The 10,168-nt window shown below is 64.8% G+C and carries 6 protein-coding genes and 1 pseudogene; 4 read left to right on the top strand and 3 right to left on the bottom strand.

What is annotated here, in order from left to right; translation table 11 throughout:
• Positions 1-6,853, bottom strand: a 6,853-nt coding sequence (locus tag HWE17_RS27855) for a putative Ig domain-containing protein (protein WP_176391029.1), incomplete at its 3' end; no start/stop codon positions are given.
• A gap of 514 nt (positions 6,854-7,367) precedes the next feature.
• Between HWE17_RS27855 and HWE17_RS28880 the strand changes: the two are divergent.
• From HWE17_RS28880 to HWE17_RS27840, 4 genes and pseudogenes are all read left to right on the top strand, one after another.
• A pseudogene (locus HWE17_RS28880) lies at positions 7,368-7,544 on the top strand (phage tail protein); the annotation flags it as partial.
• 99 nt (positions 7,545-7,643) lie between these two features.
• On the top strand, positions 7,644-7,901 hold the full coding sequence (locus tag HWE17_RS28875) for a phage tail protein (RefSeq protein WP_255206424.1): 258 nt from the start codon (positions 7,644-7,646) through the stop codon (positions 7,899-7,901).
• A gap of 30 nt (positions 7,902-7,931) precedes the next feature.
• On the top strand, positions 7,932-8,465 hold the full coding sequence (locus tag HWE17_RS27845; RefSeq protein WP_176391028.1) for a phage tail protein: 534 nt from the start codon (positions 7,932-7,934) through the stop codon (positions 8,463-8,465).
• 48 nt (positions 8,466-8,513) lie between these two features.
• Positions 8,514-9,047 (top strand): tail fiber protein, encoded by a 534-nt coding sequence (locus HWE17_RS27840; RefSeq protein WP_176391027.1) that lies wholly within the window; start codon positions 8,514-8,516, stop codon positions 9,045-9,047.
• A gap of 64 nt (positions 9,048-9,111) precedes the next feature.
• Here HWE17_RS27840 and HWE17_RS27835 read toward each other — a convergent pair whose 3' ends face one another.
• Positions 9,112-9,405 carry a hypothetical protein gene (locus HWE17_RS27835; RefSeq protein ID WP_255206422.1) on the bottom strand — a complete coding sequence of 98 codons (294 nt, stop codon included), beginning with the start codon at positions 9,403-9,405 and terminating at the stop codon, positions 9,112-9,114.
• A gap of 165 nt (positions 9,406-9,570) precedes the next feature.
• On the bottom strand, positions 9,571-10,168 hold a 598-nt coding region (locus HWE17_RS27830), incomplete at its 5' end, for an autotransporter outer membrane beta-barrel domain-containing protein (RefSeq protein ID WP_176391026.1).

Here is a 10,168-nt window from a genome sequence, read left to right as displayed (position 1 = left end):
TCGTCGACGTCACCGGCGCCGAGGTGCCGAAGGCGTTCGACACGGTGTAGCCGATGCGGATCTCGCCGCTGGTGTTGATGCCTGGCGTGTAGACGATGTCCATGCCATTGACCACCGCCGTGCCGCTGGCCGGCTGCGTGGTAATCGCCACCGCCGTGAACGGCCCACCCGTCGCGCCTTGCGTCACGTTCAAGGTCACCGGCGTGCCGGCCAATACCGTCGCCGTCTTGGCGACCGGCACCGGCACCGGCTGCGGCGCCACCGTCAGGCTGACCGTCGCGGGCGCGGACGTGCCGCCCGGACCCGTCGCAGTGTAGCTGAAGGCGTCAGGGCCGAAGTAGTTCGCATTCGGCACATACGTCACCTTGAAAGAGCGGCCGCTGCCGCCGCCCGCCGCGCCGCTCGACACCACCGTGACGGTGCCGTGCTGCGGCGGCGTGACGATGGTCACTGCCGTGATCGGGCTGCCATCAGTTGACGCGATGGTCAGGCTCACTTCCTGGTTGGACGAGGTGGTCGCCGTTTCATTCGGCACCGGCGGCGGCGCCTGGTTCACCTGCAGGGTCAGCGCCTGCTGCACCGTGAACTGGTGCGCATCCTTCGCTTGCAAGGTAAAGGCAAAGCTGCCCGCCACGGTCGGCGTGCCGCTGACGATACCCGTCGCCGCATTGAGTACCAGGCCGGTCGGCAAGGCGCCGCTGCTCACGGAATATGCGTACGGAGCGACGCCGCCAGCGGCCGTGAATGCCTGGCTATACGCGTCGCCGGCGCGGATCGCCGCCAGGCTGGCCGGCGTCAGTGTCAGGACTGGCGCCGCCACGGCCAGGGTATAGCTGTTGGTCGCACTGAACGGCGCGCCCGTGCCCGTGCTGCTGTCCGTGACCTTGATGCTGAACGGGAAGCTGCCCGCCACATTCGTCGTGCCGGACAGTACGCCGGTGGCCGTGTTCAGGCTCAGGCCCACAGGCAAGGTGCCCACCACGGCATAGCTGTATGGGGCAGTGCCGCCCGTTGCCGCCAGGGTCGTGCTGTAGGCCGCTTCCGCCGTCGGGTTGGGCAAGCTGGCCGGGGTCAGGCTGACCGTGGCCGAGGCAACAACCAGGGTATAGCTTTGCGCACCGGTAAACAGGTGCGCATCGGCCGCCTGCACCGTCAAGGTAAAGCTGCCGGCCGACGTTGGCGTGCCGCTGAGCAAGCCACTGCCGCTCAGGGTGAGGCCAGCCGGCAGGCTGCCGCTCGACAGCGTATAGGCATAGGGAGCAACGCCGCCGCTGGCCGTCAGTTGCTGGCTGTACGCCGTGGCCACGGTCGCCGCCGGCAAGGTGGCTGGCGTCACCGTGATGGTCGGCACGCCGACGCTCAAGGTATAGCTGTTGGTGGCGCTGAATGGTGCGCCAGTGCCCGTGCTGCTGTCCGCGACCTTGATGCTGACAGGGAAGCTGCCAGCCACATTGGTCGTGCCGGACAGTACGCCGGTGGCCGCATTCAGGGTCAAGCCAGCGGGCAAGGTACCGCTGCTGACACTAAACGTGTATGGGGCCGTGCCGCCCGCCGCCGTCAGGGTTGCGGTGTAGGCCGCTTCCGCCGTCGCATTCGGCAAGGTTGTCGGTGTCAGGCTGACCACGGCCGAGGAGATGACAGGGGTATAGCTGCGCGTGCCGGCAAACAGGTGCGCATCAGCAGCCTGCACGGTCAAGGTAAAGCTGCCGGCCGCTGTCGGCGTGCCACTGAGCAAACCACTGCTGCTCAAGGTCAGGCCGGCAGGCAGAGTGCCGCTCGACACCGTATAGGCATAAGGAGCGACACCGCCGCTGGCCGTCAGTTGCTGGCTGTACGCCGTGGCCACTTTCGGCGCCGGCAAGGTGTTTGGCGTCACCATGATGGTCGGCGCGCCGACGCTCAGGGTATAGCTGTTGGTGGCGCTGAACGGCGCACCCGCGCCTGTGCTGCTGTCCGCGACCTTGATGCTGACAGGGAAGCTGCCAGCCACATTGGTCGTACCGGACAACACGCCGGTGGCTGCGTTCAGGGTCAAACCGGCGGGCAAGGTGCCGCTGCTGACGCTGAAGGTGTACGGCGCCGTGCCGCCCGCCGCCGTCAGGGTTGCGGTGTAGGCCGCTTCCGCCGTCGCATTGGGCAAGGTGCCCGGCGTCAGAGTGACAGTGGGAATGCCCACCGTCACCGTCACGGTGGCAGGCGCCGAGGTACCGCTGGCGTTGCTCACCGTATAGGTAAAGCTGTCGGGACCGCCGTAACCAGCCGTCGGCATGTAGCTGATGCTCGTGCCGCTGGCAGTTGCCGTGCCATGCGCGGGTGCCGATGCCACGGCAACCGACACTGCGGGGCCGCCGCTCAGGTTCAGGGTGATCGGCTGGGCGCTGCTGCCGTACGCCACCGTCGCGCTGACCGCGCCGGCCACTGGCAATGCTACCGCCACCGCTCCCGTGTAACGCATCGTGCCGGCATACGGACCGCTGCCGGTACTGTGATCGGTCGCGGTGACGGTAAAGTCATATGCGCCTGCGGTGGTCGGCGTGCCGGACAAGGTGCCGTTTGCCGCCAGCGTCAGGCCGGCAGGCAAGGTGCCTGGCGGAACCGTAAATTCATACGAGCCAGTACCGCCGGAAGCACTGATGGTCTGGCTGTAGCTGGTGCCTACCATCAGCGCCGGCAGTGTGGCCGTGGTCACCGTCACCGTCGGCGCGCCGACCGTGATCGTCACGGTGGCAGTCGCCGAGGTGCCGCTGGCGTTGGTCACCTTATAGGTAAAGCTGTCGGGACCGCCGTAACCGGCCGTCGGCGTGTAGCTGATGCTCGTGCCGCTGGCCGTCGCCGTGCCGTGCGCAGCGCCGGACACCACGGCCACGGAGGTCGCCGCGCCGCCGCTCAGGTTCAGGGCGATCGCATTCGGGCCGCTGCCGTACGCCACCGTCACGCTGACGTCGCCGGATACTGGCAACGCCACCGCCACCGTTCCCGTGTAGCGCTTGGTGCCGGCATACGGACCGCTGCCGGTGCTGCTGTCGGTCGCGGTGACGGTAAAGTCATACGCGCCCGCGGTAGTCGGCGTGCCGGACAAGACGCCGTTGGCCGTCAGAGTCAGGCCGGCGGGCAAGGTGCCAGGCGGAACGCTAAAAGCATAGGGGCCAACACCGCCGGAAGCGCCGATGGTCTGGCTGTAGGCGGTGCCTGCCATCATCGCTGGCACACTGGCAGTCGTCACCGTCACCGTCGGCGCGCCGACCGTGATCGTCACGGTGGCCGGCGCCGAAGTACCGCTGGCGTTGGTCACCGTATAGGTAAAGCTGTCGGGGCCGCCATAACCTGCCGCCGGCGTGTAGCTGATGCTCGTGCCGCTGGCCGTCGCCGTGCCATGCGCAGCTGCGGACGCCACGGCCACCGAGGTCGCCGCGCCGCCGCTCAGATTCAAGGGGATCGCATTCGGGCCGCTGCCGTACGCCACCGCCGCGCTGACTGCGCCGGCCACTGGCGGCGCCACCACCACCGTGCCGGAATAGGCGCGCGCACCATTGAAAGGAGCGCTTGCACCGGTGCTGCTGTCGGTGGCGGTGACGGTAAAGTTATACGCGCCAATCGTCGTGGGCATGCCCGACAAGGTACCGTCCGCCGCCAGGGTCAAGCCGGTGGGCAGGCTGCCGGCGGTAACGGCATAGTTATATGCTGCCGTGCCGCCAGTGGCCGTGATGCCCTGGCTGAAAGCGACGCCAGTGGTCATTGCCGGCAGGCTTGCCGGCGCGATGCTGATCGTCGGCGCCGCCACCGTCAGCGAATAGCCGCGCGCGCCCGAATACGGGCCGCTGCCGGTCGAACTGTCATCGGCGCGCACCGTGAAATTGAAGGTGCCGGCGGCCGTTGGCGTACCCGACAGCACACCGCCGCTGGACAGGCTCAAGCCGCTTGGCAAGGCGCCAGCGCTGATCGCATAGGTGTACGGCGCCAGGCCGTTGGCGGCGCTGATGCTCTGGCTGTATGCCGCGCCGATTGCCGCGCCGGGCACGGTGGCTGGCGCGACCGTGATGCTCGGCGTGCCGACGGTGATCGTCACGGTGGCCGGTGCCGACGTGCCGCTGCCATTGGTCGCCGTATAGGTAAAGCTGTCGCTACCGCCGTAACCTGCCGTCGGCGTGTAGCTGATGCTGGTGCCGCTGGCCGTCGCCGTGCCATGCGCGGCAGCGGACACCACGGCCACCGACACGGCGGTACCGCCGCTCAGGTTCAGGGTGACCGGATTGGCGCTGCTGCCGTAGGCAACCGTCGCGCTGACTGCGCCGGCAACGGGCACCGCTACATAGGTGAACTGATCCGCCGCACTGGTGGCGCTGGTGCCCCCCACCGTGGTCACGCGCACATCCACGGTACCCGTGCCGCTTGGTGCCGTCGCCGTGATCTGCGTGGCGCTGTTGACCGTAAAGCCGGTGGCCGATGTGGCGCCGAACGTCACGGCTGTCGCGCCAGTCAGGTTAGCGCCAGTAATGATGACGCTGGCGCCGCCAACTGCGGGACCGAATGTGGGAGAAATACCGCTCACCGCCGGTGCCGCTACATACGTGAACTGGTCGGCCGCACTGGTGGCGCTGGTGCCGCCAGTCGTGGTGATGCGCACATCCACGGTACCCGTGCCGGCTGGCGCCGTCGCCGTGATCTGCGAGGCGCTGTTGACGGTAAAGCCGGCGGCCGATGTGGCGCCAAACGTCACCGCCGTCGTGCCGCTGAAATTCGAACCACTGATGATGACCGTGGTGCCGCCCGTAGAAGGACCCGCCGTCGGTGAAATGCTCGTCACTGCCGGCGCCGCGACAAAGGTGTACTGGTCCGCCGCGCTGGTGGCGCTGGTGCCACCCGTCGTGGTGACGCGCACGTCGACCGTGCCCGTGCCGCTTGGCGCCGTCGCCGTGATCTGCGTGGCGCTGTTGACGGTAAAGCCGGCCGCCGACGTGGCGCCGAAGGTCACCGCCGTCGTGCCGCTAAAATTCGAACCGGTGATGGTGACCGTGGTGCCGCCGCTGGCGGGACCCGCCGTCGGAGAAATGCTGCTGACCGTCGGCACCGCCACGTAGGTAAATTGATCGTTGGCACTCGTGGCGCTGGTGCCGCCGGCCGAAGTGACGCGCACGTCGACCGTGCCTGCGCTGCCCACGGGCGCCGTCGCCGTGATCTGCGTGGCGCTATTGACCGTAAAGCCGCTGGCCAATGTGGCGCCAAACGTCACGGCTGTCGTGCCGCTGAAATTCGACCCCGTGATGATGACGGTGGTGCCGCCGGTCGTAGGGCCCGAAGTGGGCGAAATGCTGCTCACCACCGGCGCTGCCACAAAGGTAAATTGATCGGCGGCGCTGGTGGCGCTGGTGCCGCCGAGCGAAGTGACGCGCACGTCCACCGTACCCGTGCCGGCGGGTGCCGTCGCCGTGATCTGCGTGGCGCTGTTGACCGTAAAGCCGATGGCCGATGTGGCGCCGAAGGTCACCGCTGTCGTCGTGCTGAAACCCGTGCCGGTGATGATGACGGTGCTGCCGCCCGTAGCCGGGCCGGCAGTGGGCGAAATGCTCGTCACCGTCGGTGCGGCCACAAAAGTAAACTGGTCCGCCCCGCTGGTGGCGCTGGTGCCGCCCGCCGTGGTGACGCGCACGTCGACCGTGCCGCTGCTGCCAGCTGGCGCCGTGGCCGTGATCTGCGTGGCGCTGTTGACGGTGAAGCCGGTGGCGGGAGTCGCGCCAAAGGTCACCGCCGTGGCGCCGGTAAAGCCCGTGCCCGTGATGATGACGCTGCCGCCGCCAGCGGTAGGACCTGCCGTGGGCGAAATGCTGGTGACCGTTGGCGCAGGAATATACGTGAACTGGTTGGCGGCGCCGGTGGCGCTGGTACCGCCGCTGGCGGTGACGGTCACGTTCACGGTGCCGGCACTGCCCGCTGGTGAGGTGGCGGTCATGGTCGTGGCATTGACGACGGTGACGGCGACGCCATTGTTGGCGCCAAACTTCAGCGCCGTGACGCCCGTAAAGCCGGTACCGGTAATGGTGACGGCCGTGCCGCCAGAGGCTGGGCCGGACGCCGGCGTCACGCCAGTGATGGTCGGCGGCGGCTGGGCGTTGATCACCAGGGAATAGCTTCTGGACGTGTTGTACGGTCCGTTGCCGCCCGTGACATCGGTGGATTTGATCACAAAGTTATAGGTGCCCAGGGCGGTGGGCGTGCCCGAAATCAGGCCGCTACTCGACATGTTCAGGCCCGTGGGCAAGGCACCCGATTCCACCACATAGGTATAGGGCGCGGTGCCATTCGCGGTCGACATCTGCTGGCTGTAGGGCGTCGCCAGACCTCCCGCCGTCAGGGTGGTGGGCGTGATGGACAAGATCGGTATGGCGATCGACACGGAATAGTTCTTGATGACCACTTGCGGCGTGCCTGGGGTCGAATCGGTGACCTTGACGCTGAACACATAGGCGCCGGTCGCCGTCACGGTACCGGAAATCACGCCGCTCGACGATACGCTGATGCCAGGCGGCCAGGTTCCCGAGTCAGGCGCGTAAGTGTAGGGAGCGACGCCACCGCTCGCCGACATGGCCTGGCTGTACGGCACGCCGATCACGGGTGGCGTCAAACCGGCCGGCGAAACGGTAAAGGCTGCCGCGGGAGGCAAGACAGTCACCGTGAAAGTCACGGCCTTGCTGTCCTCGTCCCACAGAACAAAGCTGTCGGACAAGGCCCCGTCGCCATTATTGATATAGGTCGCAATGCCGGTACCGTTACCCACGAGCCCGGTAATCGTGCCGTGCAACGCCGTCGCGCCATTGTCCGTCAGGCCAAATTCGCTACAGTCAGACAAATCAATCACATAGGGGGCTCCTGATGCGACGGTAAAACTTCTCTGATTGGGAGTACATTTCGTGCTCGGATCACCCGGATCCGCCTGTGCAGGACCTGCGACAAGTCCCAGCATCACCAGGCACAGCGAAGCGAACCAGTGCACGAAAAGGCCCGAGACTGGCGGCCTGTCCGCGGCACGGTTTGGCATTCGTCCCTGGTTCCCCACAAAAAAAGAACGCAGGAAAAAATGTGCCGGGCGGCCAATAATATCGTTGCAAGTACGCAACATAGTTTCTCCAATACAGAGTTTTTCAGACGAAATTCAGACAAAAATGAGGGTGATTTCAGGCCGCCAGCGATGCTAATTACGAGCTCTTCCAGAGTGCCAACAGGTGTTGACGCTTGCCATATGACAACGTATGCTACTCCGAGATTTCAATAAAGTAACTATAACAAAAAGGGTTTTTCAAAACGCAAGATTGATTACAAATGGAAAATATTTCCCATTTGTAATTTAATGCTATTCCAACCGTGGGAGAACGATGATGGCTGATGTGTACCTAGGACAAATCATGATGGGCGGCTTCAATTTTGCGCCGCGTGGCTTTGCAGCATGTAACGGGCAAATGCTGCCTATTGCGCAGAATCAGGCGCTGTTTTCGCTGCTGGGCACCGCTTACGGGGGGAATGGCAGCACCACCTTTGCCTTGCCTAATTTGCAAGGCTGTACTCCTGTGGGAGCTGGCAGTTCGGTGGATGGTTCCTGGCAACCCGCGCCTTATCAGACCGGCACGCGGGCGGGGCAGGAGACTGTCACCTTGCTACCGACCCAAATTCCGCCGCACACGCATGCGGCCAATGCGGTGACGACGCCCGGCACCTCGAAAAATCCCACGAATACCGTGTTTGGCGGCAGTGGCGCGGAATCCATCTACGGTTCGGCCGGACCGCAAGTCACCCTGGCCGGCCAGACCCTGGCGCTGGCCGGCGGCAACCAGGCGCATCCCAATATGCAGCCGTTCTCGGTCATCAACTTCAATATCGCCTTGAACGGTATCTTCCCGTCGCGCAACTAACGAATCAGCCACTTCTTACGGAGCATAGTCATGACCACACCCTATGTCGGCGAAATTCGCCTGTTTTCCTTTCCGCGTATTCCCAGCGGCTGGTTCGCCTGCGACGGCAGCCTGAAACCGATCTCCGAATACGAAGTACTGTACGTCCTGCTGGGGACCACCTACGGCGGCGACGGCGTCACCACCTTTGCCGTGCCCGACCTGCGCGGCCAGGTTCCCCTGCACATGGGAACCGGCCCTGGCCTGAGCAGCCGCGTGATCGGACAACGCAGCGGCAGCGAATCGGTGACCCTGCTGCCGACCCAGCTGCCTTTGCATACGCACCCGTTCAATGTGAACAGCACCCTGGCAACGGCGAACGTGCCGGCGGCCAACTTGCTGCTGACGGCCCCGTCGAACAACGACAAGATGTACACGAGCGACCTGACCGGTCTGACCGCCTATGCACTGGCACCGGCCGCCACGGGCGCGACAGGCGGCAACCTGCCGCACGAGAACACCATGCCAACCCTGACGGCCTCATTTTGCATCGCATGGGCAGGCATTTTCCCATCCCAGCAATAACAGCCGGCACGCAAGCGCAGCCCATAAAATCGATCAGGAGAACCTACCGTGACATCACCATACCTTGGCGAGATACAAGTCTTCGGCTTCAATTTCACACCCTACGGGTGGGCCAGCTGCAATGGCGCCACCCTGCAAATCCAGCAATACAGCGCGCTGTTTTCCTTGATCGGCACGCAGTATGGCGGCAATGGCACCACCACCTTCCAGTTGCCCAACTTCACGGGACGCGCGCCCTGCAGCCAGGGACAAGGACCAGGCCTGACGCCGCGCGTGATGGGCGAGACCTTCGGCACCAACAGTGTCACGTTGAACGCCACGGAGATGCCGAACCACAGCCATCAACTCAATGTGTACCGCCAGCCCACCGCCGCCCTGCAGCACAACACGCCGCTTCCGGGCGATGGCTTGATTGCGCTTGGCGGCACGTCCGCGTTCGTGCCGGCAACGCCACCCAATGTATCGCTGTCGCCGGCCGCGATCGGTAGTGCCGGTGGCGGCCAGGCGCATGAAAACCGCCAGCCGATGCTGGCGGTCAATTTCTGCATCGCGCTGCAAGGCGAGTTCCCATCGTTTGACTAAGTTGGATTAATCCAGGCAGGCGACGCCATCGCGGCGCCGCCCTGCCCTTCTCCCCATACCGGCCTCAGTTGAATACGGCCTGGTACAGAAAACCGTGGCTGTCACGCGCCACCGGTACCAGAAAGATCCCCACCTCGCCAAACGCCTCATGCTGCATCTGGAAAATTTTCTGGTTGAACAGGATGGGTGAGCTATGGTGAAACAGCAAACTGAACGGCTTGCGCATCAAGCCCTCCAGGGTCGCTGACGGCAGCGGCTGCACTTCCTTCAGGACAAAGGCGGCATTGCCGTCACTGGCCGCAATAAACGTCTCATTGATGCGCGCGGCAAAATGTTCGAGGGTCAGGACATTCATCATTCCAGGCATTCCATTCCGTAAGCAGTGTGATCAAGACGATGTCTGATTCTAATGGAATCATTGCCGCCCTGGCACGACAATGACATGAAAAATCAGCCCCACATGCGCCACGGGGCGGGAGCAAGCCGCTCCCGCCCCGTGGCGTCACTTCCTTGATGCGCAGACCTACTTGAGCGGCATGGCGATGCCGAACATCACCGACTGGGTACGTCCGCTATCGATGTTCAGATTACTGTTGTAGTCCAGGGTGATCGTCATGCCGTTCGACAGCAGCAGCTTGACACCGAGCCCGGCCGTCCAGTTGCCCGTCTGCTGCGGTACCGTGCGGATCACGTACACGGGGCCGTCCGCCGCCAGGTCGCCATACGCCAGGCGCGCATCGTCGGCGCCCTGGAACTGGTGCCGGTACTCAAGCCGCGCGCGCGGGAACCACGTGCCCAGGCCACCCACATAGATGCCCTCGGCCCGCACACCGAGCGCGCCGATGCGCGAACGCACGGTCTGCTTGAAGTAGCTCAACGCGTTAATGCCCGCCGCTTTTTCCGTGTACGGATCAAGCCTGGCCGACATCAGTTCCACGCGGCCATACGGCGACCACATCCAGGTTTCGTGACGCATCTCCATGCCGCCCACCAGCGCGCCGAACACCTGTTTGCCATCACGTTCACCGGTGGCGAAACCGCTGCCGTCGCTCAGGTAACGCGAGGCGTCGTACTGCAGGGTGCCGTAGCCCAGCACGCCGTCGAGGAAGACGCCCTTGCTT

It is taken from the genome of Janthinobacterium sp. BJB401, assembly GCF_013372745.1.
GTDB classification, from domain to species: domain Bacteria; phylum Pseudomonadota; class Gammaproteobacteria; order Burkholderiales; family Burkholderiaceae_D; genus Janthinobacterium; species Janthinobacterium rivuli.
The sequence above is the reverse complement of the archived record's forward strand: the minus strand, read 5'-3'. Positions and strand labels throughout refer to the sequence as shown.

Bases quoted from the DNA above. Each gene is read 5' to 3' on its own strand.
- HWE17_RS27845 (WP_176391028.1), top strand. From the start codon at position 7,932: ATGACCACACCCTATGTCGGCGAAATTCGCCTGTTTTCCTTTCCGCGT.
- HWE17_RS27835 (WP_255206422.1), bottom strand. From the start codon at position 9,405: ATGATGAATGTCCTGACCCTCGAACATTTTGCCGCGCGCATCAATGAG.